This window comes from Paenibacillus sp. IHBB 3054, from assembly GCF_051594305.1.
Taxonomy (GTDB): Bacteria; Bacillota; Bacilli; order Paenibacillales; family Paenibacillaceae; genus Paenibacillus_AQ.
In genome coordinates, this window is record NZ_JBOFBG010000002.1 from 223282 (window position 1) to 241245 (window position 17964).

Annotated in this window: 18 protein-coding genes; all 18 read right to left on the reverse strand. The window is 49.4% G+C overall.

Annotation, left to right across the window (positions count from 1 at the left end; all coding sequences use genetic code 11):
- Nucleotides 1-281: 281 nt before the first annotated feature.
- Complete coding sequence (locus ACQ76X_RS04660) at nt 282-1016, reverse strand: regulatory protein RecX (protein ID WP_438491925.1); 735 nt, start codon at nt 1014-1016, stop codon at nt 282-284.
- A 114-nt stretch (nt 1017-1130) separates the two neighbouring features.
- Nucleotides 1131-2195 carry a recombinase RecA gene (gene recA / locus ACQ76X_RS04665; protein ID WP_038593331.1) on the reverse strand — a complete coding sequence of 355 codons (1065 nt, stop codon included), beginning with the start codon at nt 2193-2195 and terminating at the stop codon, nt 1131-1133.
- A gap of 297 nt (nt 2196-2492) precedes the next feature.
- Nucleotides 2493-3782 (reverse strand): competence/damage-inducible protein A, encoded by a 1290-nt coding sequence (locus ACQ76X_RS04670; RefSeq protein WP_076110063.1) that lies wholly within the window; start codon nt 3780-3782, stop codon nt 2493-2495.
- Between the two features lie 46 nt (nt 3783-3828).
- Nucleotides 3829-4416: a CDP-diacylglycerol--glycerol-3-phosphate 3-phosphatidyltransferase gene (gene pgsA / locus ACQ76X_RS04675; protein WP_038593337.1), complete on the reverse strand. Its 588-nt coding sequence runs from the start codon at nt 4414-4416 to the stop codon at nt 3829-3831.
- A gap of 149 nt (nt 4417-4565) precedes the next feature.
- Nucleotides 4566-5057, reverse strand: a complete 492-nt coding sequence (locus tag ACQ76X_RS04680) for a YajQ family cyclic di-GMP-binding protein (protein WP_438491929.1) — start codon at nt 5055-5057, stop codon at nt 4566-4568.
- Nucleotides 5058-5263: 206 nt separating this feature from the next.
- Complete coding sequence (locus tag ACQ76X_RS04685) at nt 5264-5425, reverse strand: hypothetical protein (protein ID WP_167347618.1); 162 nt, start codon at nt 5423-5425, stop codon at nt 5264-5266.
- An 83-nt stretch (nt 5426-5508) separates the two neighbouring features.
- Nucleotides 5509-6489, reverse strand: a complete 981-nt coding sequence (locus tag ACQ76X_RS04690; protein ID WP_438491931.1) for a RodZ domain-containing protein — start codon at nt 6487-6489, stop codon at nt 5509-5511.
- 91 nt (nt 6490-6580) lie between these two features.
- Nucleotides 6581-7348 carry a DUF3388 domain-containing protein gene (locus tag ACQ76X_RS04695; RefSeq protein ID WP_038593346.1) on the reverse strand — a complete coding sequence of 256 codons (768 nt, stop codon included), beginning with the start codon at nt 7346-7348 and terminating at the stop codon, nt 6581-6583.
- 177 nt (nt 7349-7525) lie between these two features.
- The gene (locus ACQ76X_RS04700) at nt 7526-7786 is read right to left on the reverse strand and encodes a DUF3243 domain-containing protein (protein WP_076110066.1); all 261 of its coding nucleotides are present in this window, start codon (nt 7784-7786) and stop codon (nt 7526-7528) included.
- Nucleotides 7787-7939: 153 nt separating this feature from the next.
- Entirely contained in the window at nt 7940-8707 is a 768-nt protein-coding gene (gene ymfI / locus ACQ76X_RS04705) for an elongation factor P 5-aminopentanone reductase (protein WP_438491934.1), read from the reverse strand.
- On the reverse strand, nt 8707-9987 hold the full coding sequence (yfmH, locus tag ACQ76X_RS04710; RefSeq protein WP_438491936.1) for an EF-P 5-aminopentanol modification-associated protein YfmH: 1281 nt from the start codon (nt 9985-9987) through the stop codon (nt 8707-8709). Before yfmH ends, ymfI begins: the two co-directional genes overlap by 1 nt.
- Before the next feature lie 2 nt (nt 9988-9989).
- Nucleotides 9990-11228: an EF-P 5-aminopentanol modification-associated protein YfmF gene (gene yfmF / locus ACQ76X_RS04715; protein ID WP_438492110.1), complete on the reverse strand. Its 1239-nt coding sequence runs from the start codon at nt 11226-11228 to the stop codon at nt 9990-9992.
- 204 nt (nt 11229-11432) lie between these two features.
- Nucleotides 11433-12293 (reverse strand): spore cortex-lytic enzyme, encoded by an 861-nt coding sequence (gene sleB, locus ACQ76X_RS04720; protein ID WP_438491938.1) that lies wholly within the window; start codon nt 12291-12293, stop codon nt 11433-11435.
- A gap of 201 nt (nt 12294-12494) precedes the next feature.
- Nucleotides 12495-15155, reverse strand: a complete 2661-nt coding sequence (locus ACQ76X_RS04725) for a DNA translocase FtsK 4TM domain-containing protein (protein WP_438491940.1) — start codon at nt 15153-15155, stop codon at nt 12495-12497.
- 124 nt (nt 15156-15279) lie between these two features.
- Nucleotides 15280-15495 (reverse strand): YlzJ-like family protein, encoded by a 216-nt coding sequence (locus tag ACQ76X_RS04730; protein WP_341093949.1) that lies wholly within the window; start codon nt 15493-15495, stop codon nt 15280-15282.
- Nucleotides 15492-16271: a ClpP family protease gene (locus ACQ76X_RS04735; RefSeq protein WP_438491943.1), complete on the reverse strand. Its 780-nt coding sequence runs from the start codon at nt 16269-16271 to the stop codon at nt 15492-15494. Before ACQ76X_RS04735 ends, ACQ76X_RS04730 begins: the two co-directional genes overlap by 4 nt.
- Before the next feature lie 127 nt (nt 16272-16398).
- A complete protein-coding gene (locus ACQ76X_RS04740) occupies nt 16399-17409 on the reverse strand; it encodes an anti-sigma factor (protein ID WP_438491944.1) in 1011 nt (336 codons plus the stop codon).
- Nucleotides 17406-17900 (reverse strand): RNA polymerase sigma factor, encoded by a 495-nt coding sequence (locus tag ACQ76X_RS04745; protein WP_438491945.1) that lies wholly within the window; start codon nt 17898-17900, stop codon nt 17406-17408. Before ACQ76X_RS04745 ends, ACQ76X_RS04740 begins: the two co-directional genes overlap by 4 nt.
- Nucleotides 17901-17964: the final 64 nt, after the last annotated feature.

Genomic DNA, 17964 nt, shown 5'->3' on the forward strand with positions numbered 1-17964 from the left:
AAGGGAAATGCCTTGGGAATTGTGCAGTTGTTAAACTATCCGTTCATCACCATACAAAAAACCGGTAATACACCGATTGCCATACTGCACATGCTGCACATGCACACTGCCCGCCTTATCCGGCGATTACATTTCATATGAGTTGTACGCGAACCGGTTCATAAGAGTCTGCTTTTTGGGAAGGAAAAAGGATTCTTAGTTTATGCCGATTCATGTTATATTTTATTATTTATAAAAAGACCTTGTCAAGAGAGTCGATAACCGCATTTAAGTCAAGAGAATCAGTCAGGGAAGTAAATCTCCTCTTCTTCACCCTCAAAATCCTCTTCTTGGCGTAAAACATTCAGTACCTGCCGTACCATTTCACCGGAATATCCGCGCCGCATGAGGAAGGCTCCGGTCTTTCTGCGCTTGTCATTAACGTCTCCGCGAATCAGATTCCATTTCTTGCGCCCTGTCTGCAGAGCACTTTCCAGTTCCTGTTCCGGAGAGATATTCTCCAGCGCTTCCGAGATCAGCGACTTGTCGATTCCTTTCTCCCGCAGCTCCTGACGGATCCATAGCTTGCCCTTACGCTGATTTGCAATGCGTTGTTCCGCCCACTGCTTGGCATACAAGGGATCATCAAGGAAACGCTCCTGCTGCAACCGCAGCAGCACCTCGGCAATAATAGTCTCTCCTATTTCTTTCTCACGTAAACGGCGGGCCATTTCCTGAGATGTCCGAGGCTTACGTTCCAAATACCGCAGTCCCTCTACATAAGCACGCTGCCGTTCATCCGCAACAACAATTTCCACCAGATCTTCCTTCATGAACGAACTGCCGGTAATCATCCGATATTTAATCATGACATCTTCATGAACAGTCATGTTATATGCGCCGAAATGAATAATGTAACGGTGATCGGACTTCTTCTGCCGCTCTAACCGTGTGATGACAAGCAGCTCGCCTTCTGGGAAATTGTCCAGCGGTTGTTCTTCCTGTTCTTCCGGTTCAGGGTTCAATTGTATTACCATGGCTGTCTGTCACCTCATAGCTATTGATTCTTATAATCTTCTGATCTTATGAAAAAGCGCCCTGTTAAGATCATTCACAGGGCGCCTATTACCTTATATAATATTCACTTCAATTTATTCGATTTCGAGCAGCAAGTTCTCTTCTTCCTCTTGCTCTGCAGCAATCTCGGTTTCACTCGGAGCCGCTACAATCGTCGACAAATTGCTGGCTTCACGAATCTTATTCTCAATCACCAGAGCAATGTCCTGATGCTCTTTCAGGAACTGCTTGGAATTCTCACGACCTTGGCCCAAACGTTCACCCTCGTAGGAATACCAGGCTCCGCTCTTGTTAACGATATCCATTTCCGTACCGATATCAACAAGGCTTCCCTCTCTGGAAATACCCTCACCGTACATAATATCAACGTCAGCCTGCTTGAACGGAGGTGCAACCTTGTTCTTCACAACTTTGATCTTCGTACGGTTACCGACAACATCATTTCCCATCTTGATGCTCTCTACGCGGCGCACATCAAGCCGAACGGAAGAGTAGAATTTCAATGCCCGGCCGCCTGGTGTTGTTTCCGGGTTACCGAACATAACGCCAATTTTCTCACGAAGCTGGTTAATGAAGATGGCAATCGTATTCGACTTGTTGATCGCTCCGGACAGCTTACGTAAAGCTTGAGACATCAGACGTGCCTGCAAACCAACGTGGGAATCTCCCATATCGCCTTCAATTTCCGCTTTCGGTACCAATGCCGCTACGGAGTCCACGACAATAATGTCTACTGCGCCACTGCGAACGAGCGCTTCGGCGATTTCCAGTGCCTGTTCGCCTGTATCCGGCTGGGAGAGCAGCAGCTCATCAATGTTTACGCCGAGAGCATTAGCATACTTAGGGTCAAGCGCATGCTCTGCATCGATGAAAGCAGCTTGTCCACCAAGCTTCTGCACTTCTGCAATCGCATGTAGAGCAACAGTCGTCTTACCGGAAGATTCCGGTCCGTATACTTCAATAATGCGTCCTTTAGGAAGTCCGCCAATACCTAATGCAATATCAAGTGCCAAGGAGCCGCTAGGTACGACTTCGACTTTCATATGCGAGGATTCTCCCAGTTTCATGATCGAACCTTTACCGAATTGTTTTTCTATTTGACGAAGCGCCATATCAAGCGCTGCACGACGATCTGACAATCAGACCACTTCCTTCACTGTTTATAGTAATATAATAACGTGTTTTGGAGGTCTTGCCAAGCTTTTTTTCGAACATACATTCGTTTTTTTTGTCTTCCGGGAGAATACTCCCTTTTATTGTAAGCCTCCTTCCGGATGTTGAATTCAATACAAATCCTTCAGTCACCGGAAATCAACGGCCTATGCTCACAGGAGCTCCGCTGTAGTCAGCGGTGCCGCATAAAACAAAAAACCGCAGCAGAGAGTTCTCAGTGCTACGGTTCTTCCGTATATACAATTATATACCGTCTTAGCAGGTTATTGCAAGGCTGATCCATCCAACGGAGTAGCCACCTTGCGCTCCTCTAGCCTGCGCCAGAGACGGTATAATAGCGCTTTGACTGAACGCAGCCGGATGTTCTCACGCGTCCCTTTGAGATTGAGCTCATACACTTCAGTCTTTTGCCCCCGTTCCGCTAAGCCGACATAGACAAGCCCTACCGGCTTGCGTTCGGAATAGCCGGGACCGGCAACACCTGTAACTGATAACCCGAAATCACTGTCCCCTATCATTCTTACCTGTTCCGCCAGCACCTCAGCGACTTCGCGGCTGACCGCTCCGGCAGCATCAGGACCCTCGAGAAGAGCAGCAGGCACATTCAGCAGCTTCTTCTTCATCTCATTGGAATAGCAAACTATACCTCCATTGAACATGGATGCGCTGCCCGGAATATTCGTGATGCTCTCCATCAGCAAACCGCCTGTACAGCTCTCTGCGGCGCTTAAGGTCAGTCCGGCATCCGCCATCCAATCGACAATAAGCTGTTCCAGCGGCACATCTATATTGGCATACATATGCTCCGGCAGAATATCCTTGATTGTTTTCTCCAGCACGTCCAGCTTCTCCATGGCACTGTGTTCAGAAGTCGCTTTGGTAGAGATGCGGACCGTCACTTCCCCTTCCTTGGCATACGGAGCGATAGTTGGATCAGTCTGACTCCGGATCAGATCGATCAATTTGTCCTCCAGCAGCGACTCGCCGATGCCGGCAAATTTGAGCATTTTGGAGTAAATCGGCATTTCGTCTGTCAGCGCGTGCTGCAGCAGCCATGGTTTAGCCTTGTCCGTAAACATCGGCTTCATCTCGCGCGGCGGGCCTGGAAGCACGATATAATACTTCTCTTCATGGGCGAACGCGATGCCGACAGCTAGGCCGATTTCATTGGAAAGCGGCGTAGTTCCTTCAATAATAAGTGCCTGCTTACGGTTATTCTCAGTCATCACAATCTTTCGGTCATCAAAAAAACGCTGTACATGATCCATCGCAAGCTGGTCGATATGAAGCGAACGGCCCAGCGTTAACGCCAGTGCGTCTTTGGTCAGGTCATCTTCGGTCGGACCGATTCCACCGGTGAACAAAATGACATCCGCACGGCTCTTTGCAATCTCTATTGCTTCCTGAATACGGCCGCTGTTATCCCCGACCACAGTTTGAAAATAAACATCAATTCCCATCGCGGCCAGCTCTACAGATAAGAACTGGGCATTGCTGTTCACGATTTGTCCAAGTAAAAGCTCCGTTCCGACGGCAATAATTTCCGCTTTCATAGCTGGCTTTCTCCTCCTGGTTGTAGAGTGGATGCGTTATTAAGTTCTAAGCATCATGAAGCTGCAGCAAATCCTTGTTCTTCACGAAATAATCAATCCCCGAGTAAATAGTGATGAGCGCAGCAGCCCAAATGGCAATATCATCAAGAGGAATACTTACGAACTGGAAGGGAAAGTTGTTGAGCAGCAGAAGTGAAATGGCGACAATCTGCACGACTGTCTTTATCTTGCCCCATTTGCTGGCGGCAACCACTTTGCCTTCGAGTAGCGCTACCTGGCGCAGCCCGGTTACGGCAAACTCACGGCTGATAATCACAATGGCGATCCATGAATCGCATCTTCCCAGCTCAACCAGAGAAATCAGCACCGCAGAAACCAGCAGCTTGTCCGCCAGCGGGTCAAGCAGCTTGCCGAGGTTAGTGACCATGTTATATTTCCGGGCTATATAGCCGTCTATACCGTCCGTGCTGGCCGCGAGCAGAAAGATTACAGCCGCGATCAGATGATTAATTGAAAGCTGGAATGAGCCCCAATGTAAAGGCTCCGGATAAAATCTGAAATCCACCAGCAAAAAAAACATCATAATCGGGATAAGGCAAATGCGGGCTAGCGTGATGCGGTTGGGCAAATTCACTGAAGTTCCTCCCCTGATCGTTACGAATCCGAAATTCCACTATTTTCTTCAAAACTGCTTAAGCAAGTATATTATAGCCATATGTACGTGTCAAAAAAACAGAAAGCACCCCGCAAAAATGGTGCGTAAGCACTGCGGGGCACAAAAGCTTACTTTAAATTGTTAAACTGCAAATCCAGCGGCAAATCGGCTTTGCGCAAAATCTGAATAATTTGCTGCAAATCATCGCGGCTTTTGCCGGTAACGCGGATTTGATCTCCCTGAATCTGACTCTTCACCTTCAGCTTGGAATCCCGGATCAGAATATTGATTTTCTTAGCGTTTTCCTGATCGATTCCCTGCTTGAGGCCAAGACGCTGGCGCACTGTCCCAAGGGAAGCCGGTTCGACTTTTCCGAAATCCAGATTCTTGAGTGTAATCCCACGTTTGACCATCTTGGATTGCAAAATATCAATGACTGCGCTCAGCTTATACTCGTCCTCTGAGGCGATCATAAGCGCATCCTTTTCCAGCTTCAGGCTGCTTTTGCTGTTCTTGAAGTCAAACCGGTTATCAATCTCCTTCTCAGTCTGGTGAACAGCATTGGTCAATTCCTGCATATCCATTTTGGATACAATGTCAAATGAACTTTCCGAACTCATGAATCCACGTCCTTTGCTTACAATTATTCTGCTCCTATTATATGAGAAAGGGCTTCTTAAGTCTAATTATGGCAAGAATAAGGCACCCGCACCCCCGCATGCAAAACAGCCCCACAGATGTGGAGCCAAGTGCAAGCCTTTGATAATCAAAGGCTAAAAACACGCCCCCGGCAATAGCGCAGCCGGGAGACGTTCATACAGCGGCTTTATCTGCTACGAGCGGGAGCCCGAAACATATCCAGAATCCCCAGCACAATATGTGCCAGTCCGAAGCCAAGAATTCCATAGCCCCAGGCGCTCGGTGTCAAGTAATAACCGAGGAGACTGACGATAATGCCCAGCCCTGTTACAATCCAGCTAACGGTCATGAGAGTATACACCTCACTTTGGCGTAAGAACTATAGATCACTCTTAGATTCTCCAAAAAGCCAAAGTCTATACGTGGTTCCCTTTATTGACCTGAATTGCTATTCTGGCTAGTATCGCTGTCCTGCGACTCATCTGTATTTCCGGATTCACTGTCGGTTGAAGTGCCCTCATCCAGTTCAAGCAAAATGCGGGAGGAAGTTTTGCCGTCAGTGATCACCTGTCCGTTAACAGTAATATTTGTAGCTGGCGAGTAACCGGATTTAATATAGATCCCTTCACTGCCGAGTGTAAAGCTCTTATTCTCGCCGGCCGCAGTGTTGCCAAAGCTGAGCTTCTCACCTTTGGAATTCTCACCCTTGTAAACTTCAAGCCAGCTTACACCGGTTGCCGCAATCTCAACCTGCACAGCGCTTCCGGAAGGAGCAGAAACTTTGTAAATCGTCGTTTTGCCCGATTTACGGTCCTGTGTGACCGTAACCGCCTGAGAGCTTGGTGAAGGAACCGGTGTAGCCGTCGGAGCCACATTAGCCGTTGCAGTCGCTTCAGGGCTGCCTGCTGATTCCGAAGGAGACACCACTCCGCCCCCGACCGCTGTCGGGGAAGGCTGATTCTTGGAAGGATCCTTTTGTTCGTTGGTCAAATTCTCGGGAGCAGCATTTTCAGGATCAGCTTTGTTCATATTCGAAGAAGCGTACAAATAAATTACTACAATAATCAATATTGGGAAGGTCCACATCAGGACTGTCGGAAGCCACTTCGCATTCCGTTCCGTTTCAGGTTTGCGGCTGCGCTTCTGAATCACGGTCTCCATCGTTGTTGTTTCTACCGGGGCAGCCGGGACATTGCCATGCTCCTCCATGAGCTCGTCCGGGTTCACACCCACTGCCTCAGCGTAGGTTTTGATAAACGCCCGAACATAGAAGCTCCCGGGAAGCACTTTATAGTCACCCGCTTCGATGGCTTCTAAATATTTTTTTCGAATCTTTGTTACTTCCTGGACATCGTCAAGACTCATCCCTTTTTGCAGACGAGCCTCCTTCAAATGCCGGCCCAGTTCCGACATGCCATCACCTCCTAAAAGTTTTGTCAGCATTTGCTTTCTTGAAGAGCTTCGTACAAAACCCGCTTCGAAAACATCCGCCTTGTTTTATATTCTAAAGATCATCACTGTAGCTTGTCGTAAACGACTCGTACAATATCTCTTCGTTCGGCATATTGCGCAGCTCAATAATGATATCAAAATCATCAAAGGTATACTCGGATTCCCGCACAAAAATATCCGGATGCTCAATTACTTTTGTGCTGGGCATACTCATCACATTCTGAAGCAGATTGTAATGCTTCTCATTGGAGCGGATCGTGCTTACAATCCCGTCAATAATAAAGACATTATGAGGGTTCATCTCATCCTCAGCCAGCTGGCTGCGGACCGTTTGCCGCAAAAGCGTCGAAGAAACAAATGTCCAGCGCTTCATGGCGCAGACACTACCGGCGATAATAGACTCCGTCTTGCCGACGCGGGGCATGCCCCGTAGTCCTATAACCTGATTCCCTTCCCTTTTAAACAGTTCACCGAGAAAATCCACGAGCAGCCCCAACTCATCCCGGGTAAAACGGAACGTCTTGCGGTCATCCGAATCGCGGTCAATATATCGTCCATGCCGGACAGCCAGCTTATCCACGAGCCGTGGAGAACGCAGCGCCGTAACCGTAATATTATCTACTTTTTTGAGCATTTCACCCATCAGCATAATCTTCTCATCATCGTTTGTTTCCAGGAGCATTCCGCGCGTCTTGCCTTCCACACCGTTGATGGTCAGGATGTTGACTTCAAGCATTCCGAGCATAGAAGCGATATCTCCAAGCAGACCAGGTCTGTTCTTATGTATCTTGTACTCCATATACCATTGTTTATATTCCACTTGTTACACCTCATAGATTCCTTTTCCCTGCACTTTGCCATACATTAAAAAAACCTGCTTCGGCAAGCGTTCTGAAACACGGGTCATGTTAATGATATATAAAATGAAATTGAAAGGCAAGGACACTACTGTAATAATTGCAGAAAAGCTCCCGCGAGGGGAGCTTGTTCCGCATGCCTATGCGTTTTTCTTCGCCAGCTTGACCATGAGGGAAGCAATGGTATGCTTCTCATCGTCCGTACCGACATCCCACAGCTCTTTGATTGCCCGGTTGGAATAGTTTCCCGGATCGACTTTCTTATCAAGGAATTCCCCGATTTCGAAAGCCAGCTTGGAAATGGTTTCTTCGCTCATCCCCATTTTTTCAGCCTGAATGACCCGTTCACCTAAAAAGCTTTTCCAGGTATCAAAGTTTTTCACTACGGTTTCTGTTGACATCTTAAATCCTCCTTCATGTTTACGGTCCGCCCGCCTTGTTCAGGTGACAGCCGCCTTACGTGAGATTTAAAAGCAACAGTTATAATATGTCTCGGACGGTACGATCTTATGCTGGAGCTTTTCTCCAAGCCTGCACGCCAGTAACCGGATTCATCAGGTGATCCATCCGCCGTTCGGACTGATCACCTGGCCGGTAATGTACCCGGATTCAGGCAAGGCGAGAAAATAAACAAGCGAGGCGATTTCCTGAGGGGAAGCCAGTCGTCCCGCAGGAATCTCCTCCTCAAGCATCCGCATCTCATCCTCCTGCAGATTGGCCAGCATGGCCGTATGGACAGCACCGGGAGCCACAGCATTCACCGTGACTCCTGAGGGTGCCAGCTCTTTGGATAATGCCTTAGTGAAGGCATTCACCCCGCCCTTGCTGGCAGAGTAGGCGACCTCGCAGGAAGCGCCTGAGATGCCCCAAACGGAGGAAACATTAATAATCCGCCCATATCGCTGGCTGACCATATAAGGCATAAAAATCTGGCTGCACAAAAAAGTGCCTTTCAGATTCACCGCCATAATATCGTCCCACTCTTCCTCCGTCACATCGGCCAGCATGCCATAATGCGCTTTCCCGGCGTTATTAACCAGAATATCCGGCTGCATCCCGCTGCTTTCCAGCTTTTCAGCCATGCGGACAAGCTGGCTGCGGTCCTTCATGTCAGCGGTCACCGTCAACACCTTGGACCCCAGCGCCATACAGCGCCGGGCCACATCATTGGCCGCTTCGTGCGAGTTCATATAATGAATAACAATGTTCATCCCCACGGAAGCAAAACGTTCGGCGATGGCCCCGCCAATTCCCCCGCTGCCTCCAGTGACAAGCACGGTCATTTCTCCTATTGGCTTGCTGCCCTCTCCCGATAACTCCATTAAGGACTCACCACAAGCGATACAGCGAGTTGTTCCCAGTCCACATGATCACGCAGGCGGGCATTAACCTCATCCAGCGTAATGGATTCATAAAGCGGCAGTACTTCAAACAAATCGCCGCCTCTGAACTGGTAGCGTGTGAATTCGTGAGCAATGCTCTCCGGCGAGTTCAGCATGCGCAGATAGCCGCCGATTTTCTTTTTGCGCGCCCTCTCAAAATCCTTCTCGGCGAAGCCGGTCTTCAGAATAACACTGATTTCTTCCTTCAACCTGCTGATGAGCAGATCCGGATCCTTCGTATCGCCGCCAATCGCCGAGAACGCGTACTGCGGTGAGCTGTTGAATTCATGTCCGAAGCTGTCGGAGATCAGTTCCTCGTCATAGAGCTTCTGATACAGCGTCGTACTGCTGCCCAGCAGCAGATCCAGCATTAGCTTAGTGGTCAGATCACGGCGGACTGCCGCTTCACCGGTGAGGCCTTCTACCTTCTCTTTAAAGCCAAAGAGACATTTCGGCATAGATACGGCGAGACGGCTTTCTTTGTGTTTTTCTGCAACGTGAACGGGCTCCTCTTCAAAAATACGCGAGATTTCACCCTGCTTGTCGTATGATTTACCGGCCTGGTTGCTGCGGATCAGCTCGAATACCTTCTCCGGTTCTACGCCGCCGACCACAAACAGCAGCATATTGCTGGGATGATAAAAGGAATTGTAGCAGGTGTACAGCGTTTCTTTGGTAATTGTGGCAATTGATTCGATCGTTCCGGCGATATCGATATGCACCGGATGTTTGGCATACATGGCCTCAATCAAACCGAAATAGACACGCCAATCCGGGTTATCCGCGTACATATTGATTTCCTGGCCGATAATTCCTTTTTCCTTTTCGACATTCTCGTCGGTGAAATAAGGCCGCTGTACAAAATCAACGAGGGTGCTGAGATTGGTCTCGATATTTTCTGTTGCCGAAAAAAGATACACCGTCTGGTCAAAGCTCGTGAAAGCATTCGCCGACGCACCGTTAGAAGCAAAGGTGGCAAAAATGTCGCCTTCCGGCTCTTCGAACATTTTATGCTCCAGGAAGTGGGCAATACCGTCTGGGACAGTGGTTTCCTCTCCGCCGGCAACTTTGAAGTGATTGTCCACAGAGCCATATTTGGTCGCAAAGGTGGCATAGGTTTTCTGGAAAGCGGGCTTAGGCAGCACATAGACCTGCAGACCGTTATCCATAACCTCGTGATACAGTGTTTCTTGAAGTCTTTCGTAATGGATCTGTTTCACCGCTATTCCTCCTTCCCTGTCAGGAAATAAATCGTATCCAGCTGGAACGTGTCGGCAACCGCCTTCACATCTTCCACTCCGGTGCCATCGACTTGAGCCAGCAGCTCCAGGGCGGAACGGTCTTTTCCGGACAACTGACGGTTGAAATCAAACGAAATCAGTTCAAACGCCGAATCTTGAATTTCGGAAAGCAGATTGCGGATCATGGCCTTGGTCTGGTTCAGCTCCAGGTCACTGATATTGCCAGCCTTCAATTCCTCCAGCTGTTTGCGGATAATATCGACGGCTTTGCCGTAATTCTGAGTTTCGATCCCCGATTGAATGGTTCCAATGCCTTTATGCCCGTCATAGCGGGAGGAAGCATAATAGGCAAGGCTCTCCTTCTCACGAACGTTGACGAACAGCTTCGAGTGAGGATAGCCGCCCAATATCCCGTTATACATCAGCGCGGAGGCGTATTTGTCATCCTTGTAAGTAATGGAAGTGCGCAGCCCCATGTTAAGCTTGCCCTGATTGACGTCCAGCTTCTCTTCCACAGTCCGGACCTCTGTAACGGTTACCGGTGTAAAGTTGGAGGAATACGCTGCGGTCTCCTTATGGCCACGGCCAAAATGGCGAACGACCAGCTTTTCAACTTCCTCAGGTGTAGTGTCACCAACGACGTAAAGATCGAGGATCGCTCCGTTCAACCAGGAATTGTAGGATTCATACAGGTTTTCTGGAGTAATGCTGTCAAGGTCGGCTCTTTGGCCAAGGGGATGCAGACGGTAAGGCTCCTGACGGCACATTTCTTCAATACAGCGTTCAGCCGCATAGCGGATCTTATCGTTAACAATCGCTTCCAGCTTTTTGCGTACCGTCTCACGCTCTGTTGCGACATAGGATGCACGAAAGCTTCCGTCTTCCAGCAAAGGCCGGGTCAGTACTTCTCCGAGGAAAGCAAAAGACTCCCCGAGAAGACTCTCTTTGCTCTGCACAAAGGAGTCGTTGATCGTATCCATCCGGAACTGGACAATCTGATAATCGCCTCTTTTGTAGATATCAAAACCAAATCCGGCACCATAAAGTTCCTCCAGACGTTCACGGAACTGGGTTGTTTCCGGATAGTTGGCTGTACCTCTGCGAAGCACAAAAGGAACCAGCGCTGTTGAAGTGACCGTACTTTCGTCCAGCGGAACCCCTGCATAAAGTGAAATGGCGAAGGTCTTGAACGCCTTGGTCGGCAATACATGAATGCGCATGCCTGCGGCGTTGCCATGTTGAAATCCATTATTTGTCAAGTCCAAAACTCCTTTACGGCGTGGATAGATGCTCTACAACAAGTTTATGAAGTATTATCCATTCTAAACCATTCCAAAGTAAGGAAGCAACCGGAAGAAAGCTTACCGGTTGCTCTTGGTCGGTTTTATACAGGGGGTTAAATTGCGGCAAGTGCAATTCCGCTGCTACATGCAGAAAATATGCTCCCCGATTGTCTTCACCTGCGGACGGGTCCAAATCCATTTGGAAGTAGCCGTCTTCGGATTAAAATAATAAAGGCAGCCACCGGAAGGGTCCCAGCCATTAAGCGCCTGCTGAACAGCTTTGCGTGCCTGCTCATTGGGTTCTAGGTAGATCTGTCCGTCAGCTACAGCTGTAAATGCCCCTGGCTGAAAAATAACACCGGAAGGTGTATTCGGAAAGCTTGGGGATTTCACGCGGTTCAGAATAACCGCAGCAACGGCAACCTGTCCTTCAAACGGCTCACCCCGCGATTCCCCGTAAACGGCATTGGCCATGATTTTCAAATCATTTTCGGACAGGCCCATTGTATTCCCTGAGGACAGTTCCGCTGTATTCGACTTGCCGGAATCGGCAGTTTTACTTTTGTTTCCGGTATTTTTATTTGCTGTGCTGGTTGAAGGCTCTGTCGGCTTCCAGGCCTTGGTGGCATTGTAAAGTTTCAACTTTGTTTTGGCACCGACGATACCGTCAGATTTTATGCCAAATTCCCACTGGAACCAGGTTACCGCATTTTTCGTTTTAGACCCAAATTGGCTGTCTATTTTGCCCGCGAAATAACCAAGATGCTTCAATCTTCCCTGCAGCTCGTAAACATCTTGTCCGGAAGAGCCGACTTTAAGCGGTGTTGTTCCAAAAGCAGGCAATGCCTCGCCATCGGGAGCGGCGGTTTCCGACAGATCAGACGAAGCATGATACGGACTGGCGTAGACCGCATTCTGATCCTCAAAGAATAGACCTGCAAGCGGCATGGTGACCAGTGCAAGGGTTAATCCGGCAAAAATCCATTGCTTATGTTTTTTCATTGGGTTCGCTCTACCTTTCTCTTGTAAGTTCAACATTGATGGCTAAAGTTATTATGACGACTGACAGGTGATCCTATGCATTTCTGCCCAAAGGAGGATTACATCGTTGAACGTCTCCTTGCAGCGCCAAAAGTAAACTAAATATCACAGACTGCAAAAAAGAGCTGATCCCGGGTAAAGGGATCAGCTCTTTTGGCTATATTATGAGCTTATTTTGTTATGTTGATATTGCTCCAGTGACATAAGCACTTCCCGCGGCTTGCTGCCTTCGTACGGCCCGATAACTGCTCTGGCTTCCATGGCATCTATCAGCCGCGCAGCACGGGTGTAACCTACGCGCATCCGCCGCTGGAGCAGCGATACAGAGGCCTGCTTCGCTTCCAGTACAATCTGTACCGCCTGCTCATAGAGCTCGTCCTGCGGCTCCTGGTCCTCTGTCACCATGTCATCTACTTCAGGCACCAGGGTCTCGTCATAATTGGCCTCCCCTTGGCTGCTGACATACTGCACGATGGTCTCCACTTCCTGATCGCTCATGAATGCCCCCTGCACACGGATTGGCTTAGATGCGCCCATCGGCAGGAAGAGCATATCCCCGCGTCCAAGCAGCTTCTCGGCCCCCGGCATGTCCAGGATCGTCCGGGAATCCACATTTGACGACACGCCGAATGCGATACGGGAAGGAATATTTGCCTTAATAAGTCCAGTAATAACATCCACCGAAGGACGCTGGGTGGCAATAATCAAATGAATGCCCGCCGCCCGTGCCATCTGTGCCAGCCGGCAGATCGCATCCTCAACATCATTCGCCGCAACCATCATGAGGTCGGCAAGCTCGTCCACAATAACAACAATATAAGGCAGAACTGCAGCAGGATTATCCTTCATCAGTGTATTGTAGCCTTCCACATTGCGTGTGCCCGATTTGGAGAAGAGCTCATATCTCTTTTCCATTTCCACGACAATCTTCTTCAGCGCCAGGCTAGCCCGCTTTGGATCTGTAACTACCGGGGCAAGCAGATGGGGAATCCCGTTATATACATTCAATTCGACCATCTTCGGGTCAACCATCAGAAATTTGACTTCATTTGGTTTCGCTTTATAAAGGATACTTGTAATGATACCGTTGATACAGACGGATTTACCCGATCCAGTAGCACCGGCTACGAGCAGATGGGGCATCTTGGCTAAATTGCCGACAATCGTCTGGCCGGAAATATCGCGGCCGAAAGCGATCGACAACCGGGACTCGGCATCTTGGAACACCTGTGTTTCCATAACCTCCCGCATGGTTACGACGGATACCTCAGAGTTAGGCACCTCAATCCCAATTGCTGATTTGCCCGGTATTGGCGCCTCCATACGGATATCCTTCGCTGCAAGCGCAAGCGCGATATCATCTGTAAGATTGACGATCCGGCTTACCTTCACACCGATATCCGGCTGAATTTCGTAACGGGTTACGGCCGGGCCTCTTACCACCTCAAGTACCTTAGCCCGGACACCAAAGCTCTCCAGTGTAGCTTCCAGCTTGCGGGCAGTCTGCATGTAATCGTTCTGGTCTCCCGCCTTGCCCCCATTGTTAGGCTTGGCCAGAAGCCGGAAGGAAGGGAGCTTATACGGTTTGGGCGGCGGAGGAAGCGGGGCAGCAGGTACAGGTACTCCGTCTTCGCCAGCACCCAGCAGCCCGTCCAGCTCCACAACCACAGGATCTTCCGGCGCATCTCCATCAATAGCTGGAGTACCTGCCGGAACTCCTTCTAATACAGAGACTCTCAAGCTGTTCCCGCTCCGCGCTGCAGGAGAGAATTCGCTCCAGTCCTCACGGTCTTCTTCATTCAGTCCTTCTGAACGGATATGCTCGAAGAAATCGCGGATAATCGGTGTAACGGGCTCCAAATCTTCTCCAGCGAAATCATCCTCCAGATTATCCAGGGAAGCTCGTCCCCTCCCGGCATCCAGTCCGCTAATAATCGGGCTATTGGGTGAGCCGTTAAGCAGATCTGCTGAGAGATCTTCCTCCCGTTCTTCTTCGCCTTGCCCTTCTGTCCGTGGAGTCCCGCTCAGCCAATTCCCAATCCGCCGGAAGAACAGCGGCTGACTTCGTCTTGGCAAAGCCTGCTCGTCCTCATCCTCTTCATCCTCCTCCAGCTCTTGTACAGGCTGCGGTGCTGGTGTTCTGCCTGTTCTGGAGGAACGGGCCGCAACGGGAACTGCAGCTGGACGGTTGGCCGCTTTCAGGCGAATCCCTTCCAGCAGCTTTCCAGCACGGACCCGCAGCAGCGAGAACAGCTCTACATAAGACAGGTTCGTGACCAGCATGAAGCTGATGGCCATCATTACAATCATTAGCAGTTTGGCACCAAGCGTTCCGAAAAGCCACAGCAGGGCTGCGAACTCCAGCGCACCGATATAGCCTCCGCTAATATCTTTGCCAAGCATATAAACGCTGCTGTTGCTGGAACCGGGCGAAAGCGCCCCGGAAAGATCATTATGTATTTGCGCCATAACATTGCCAGGATGCAGCATCGACAATGGACCAAGCTTCTGCTCCATCGCTGAGATCGAACTCATCAGACACAAGGACAGCACAAGCAGCAGCACGCCGGAATGGCGGCTGTTCCAACTCGAAGGCCATCTTCTGTGAATCATCACCATCAGCCCGTAAAAAATACCGGCCAACGGCAGCACAAAATAAAAACGGCCTAATAAATAACCTGCCATACTCGAAAGAGAACGTCCAACCGCAGCCTCGCCGGACAATGCAATGACGGAAATCGTTATCAGCATAATACCGTAAATTTCATATTTTAGAACACTGCCGAGCAGCGCTTTTTTCTTCTTCTTTTTTCGTTTAGCCACAACAGCCACCCCCGGAACAACATTATACCATATAATGGCGTGGCGTACCTATGTTCTGTTTTGTCAGAAAATGCATCTTTATGTTCTCTGTTCGCATTTCCCTTAAGGATTCCGAGGGTAGTTGTCATCTATCGTAAAACACGACGGCTCCCGGAGCGAATGCCGGGTCCAAATATTTGTCCAGCGGGCATTGAAGCAGCCTTACAATCCGTGCTTGTCCTCCCTCCAGCGGTTCAACCTGCATCAGCATTCCCTGAATGCTGACCTCCCGCAAGGGCTGTGAAAAGTGGATCGCCCCTTCAAAAACTTGTTCCATCGGAAGCACCGTATAGAAGGTCATTGTGTCAGCCCCCCCGGCAGCAATACATCCGTCCTTTGGGGATTATCCTTGGCAATCAGCCCATTCAGATGCGCCAGCGCCGCTCCGATGCCTCCAACCTCATCCATCAGTCCATATTTGACGGCATCATAGCCGCCTACAGCTGTGCCGATATCACGATTAAGCTCCCCTGTCTTAAACATTAAATCTTTAAATTGCTGTTCTGAAATACGTGAATGGGAAGTGACGAATCTGACCATCCTTTCCTGCATGCGCTCCATGTATTCAAAGGTCTGGGGCACACCGATAACAAGGCCGTTCATGCGGATTGGATGAATCGTCATAGTCGCGCTCTCCGCAATGATGGAATAGCTGGAAGACACGGCAATCGGAACTCCGATGCTGTGACCTCCGCCAATGACTACGGTCACCGTCGGTTTCGATAAGGACGCGATCATTTCTGCAATCGCCAGCCCTGCCTCCACATCACCGCCGACCGTATTCAGAATAATCAGCAGCCCTTTTATATTTTTGTTCTGTTCGGCAGCCACCAGCTGCGGAATAATATGTTCATATTTAGTCGTTTTGTTGTGCGGAGGCAGTACGAAATGCCCCTCAATCTGCCCAATAATTGTTATACAGAAAATATCGGGTTCTCCCGTTGGAACTACCGTCTGCCCCAGCTCCTTCAGAACCCCCACAGTACCCGGTGGGATTGGTTCACTCGTTACGGGCTTTATTTCTCCCGGAAGGATCTCTTCATTCTTGCCAGTATCAGTATCTGCTGTAAAGTCCATTGTGCGCAGTTCACCCTTTCCGCTTACAGCCCTAATCTGCTGCAGCCGTACTATCTTTCAATAGTATGACATTCCAGGGGACTCCCTTATGCAATGAACTTCTATAAAATAGCCTGCTCCTCCTATCTTAATAGTTATCCGCAACGGCTCCCAGCACGGCACCGCGGATATAAGGCTGCCCATTCAGGTTCTTCAGACCGGCTGCGGAGCCGGTGACCACGACACCCAGAATACGGACATCTCCGGCTTCAGGTTCATTTTTGTCTTTTTTTAAGTATTGTTGGATCCGCTTGTATTCACTTTGGTAATTGTCCTTTAGTTTAAGTCCGTTCTTAATGTGCTCGAGAAAATCATCCGGTGACGCCTCATCCCGCTTAGGCCCGATCCCAAAACCATATACACCAGATGAAGATGCCATGGGCTCTGGGTCTATCATCCCGCCGTTCCCGTCTTCATAGGGCTCCAAATTGAACCATGAGGTTTCATCATACGTATCGACCCAATACCATACAGGTCTCGCTCCTTCAGGCAGCATCTTCTTCACTTCATCAAAGGAATAAGGCTTATCAAAAGATAAAGCCATCTCCATCAGTTCGTCAGGCTCCATCTTAGTAAGCAAAGGAAGGTCGTTCAGGATTTTACCGTACTCTACTTGCGGAATATAATAAGCCATCTCCCTCTGTCCGTTGTAGGGATTGTACTGCCTGTTGTATTCATAACCCCCCACTTTCATCTGCGGGTCAGTCCCACTAAGATGGGTTGTACCTCCATATGCACCGGTAGCGAACGGAAACCACCACTCGTTGTAATTGAACCATTTTTCATTCCACGGAACAGGTACACCTTCAATGATTTTGTACGTATTCACTTCCATGACACCTGACAGAAATCCACGGTTGTCTCTAAAACCGGACGAAAATTCATTGGGACTGCTAATCCTCATATACATCCATTCGCTGTGGCGGGACTCAGTCGACCTCCGCTCCACCAGCTGCGCAGCACCGAAGAAAATAGCGGTCAGCGTAAGAATACTAACAATCAGCGAAATGACAATGCTGCGGAACAGACTTTTGCGTTTGGCTTTTTTCAGTGTTTGTGCCAGATTCTGATCCTCTTGTCCTTCCCATGGAGCAGTCATTCAGCCTCACCTCCGTAAATTTGTTGAAACTGCTGTCTGGCGCGGTATAGTGAAGCCTTTACCGTCCCTTCCGTTATGCCTAGAAGCGCCGCGATTTGTTTATAGGAGAATTCCATCTCATATTTCAGCAATATCAGCTGGCGGTTCGCCGGATTCAGCTTTCCAAGAACCTTTTCGATAAGCACCTTTTGCTCCTGCTGCAGCAGCATTGATTCGGGCAGCTCATTTGCAGGTGCCTCAAGATCGATTTCCTCGGAATACTGGAACCGTGTTTGCCTTCGGCATAAATCATAGTAGCTGTTAATTGCCACCTTGTAGAGCCACGCGCTGATCTTATGTTCGTCAATCCCGTCAAGATACAGCAGTGCCTTGTACATAGCGTCCTGCACGATATCCTCCGCATCGGCGGTGCCAGCGCCCAAGCGGATTAAATACTTGCGGATTTCTGCCATTTTGGATTGAAGCTGCTGCTCCTTCAGTTTCGGGCCCATCTTGCACCTCCTTGGCTATATAACGATTGAAGGCCTTAAATGTTGTTCCTGCCACAAAATTATT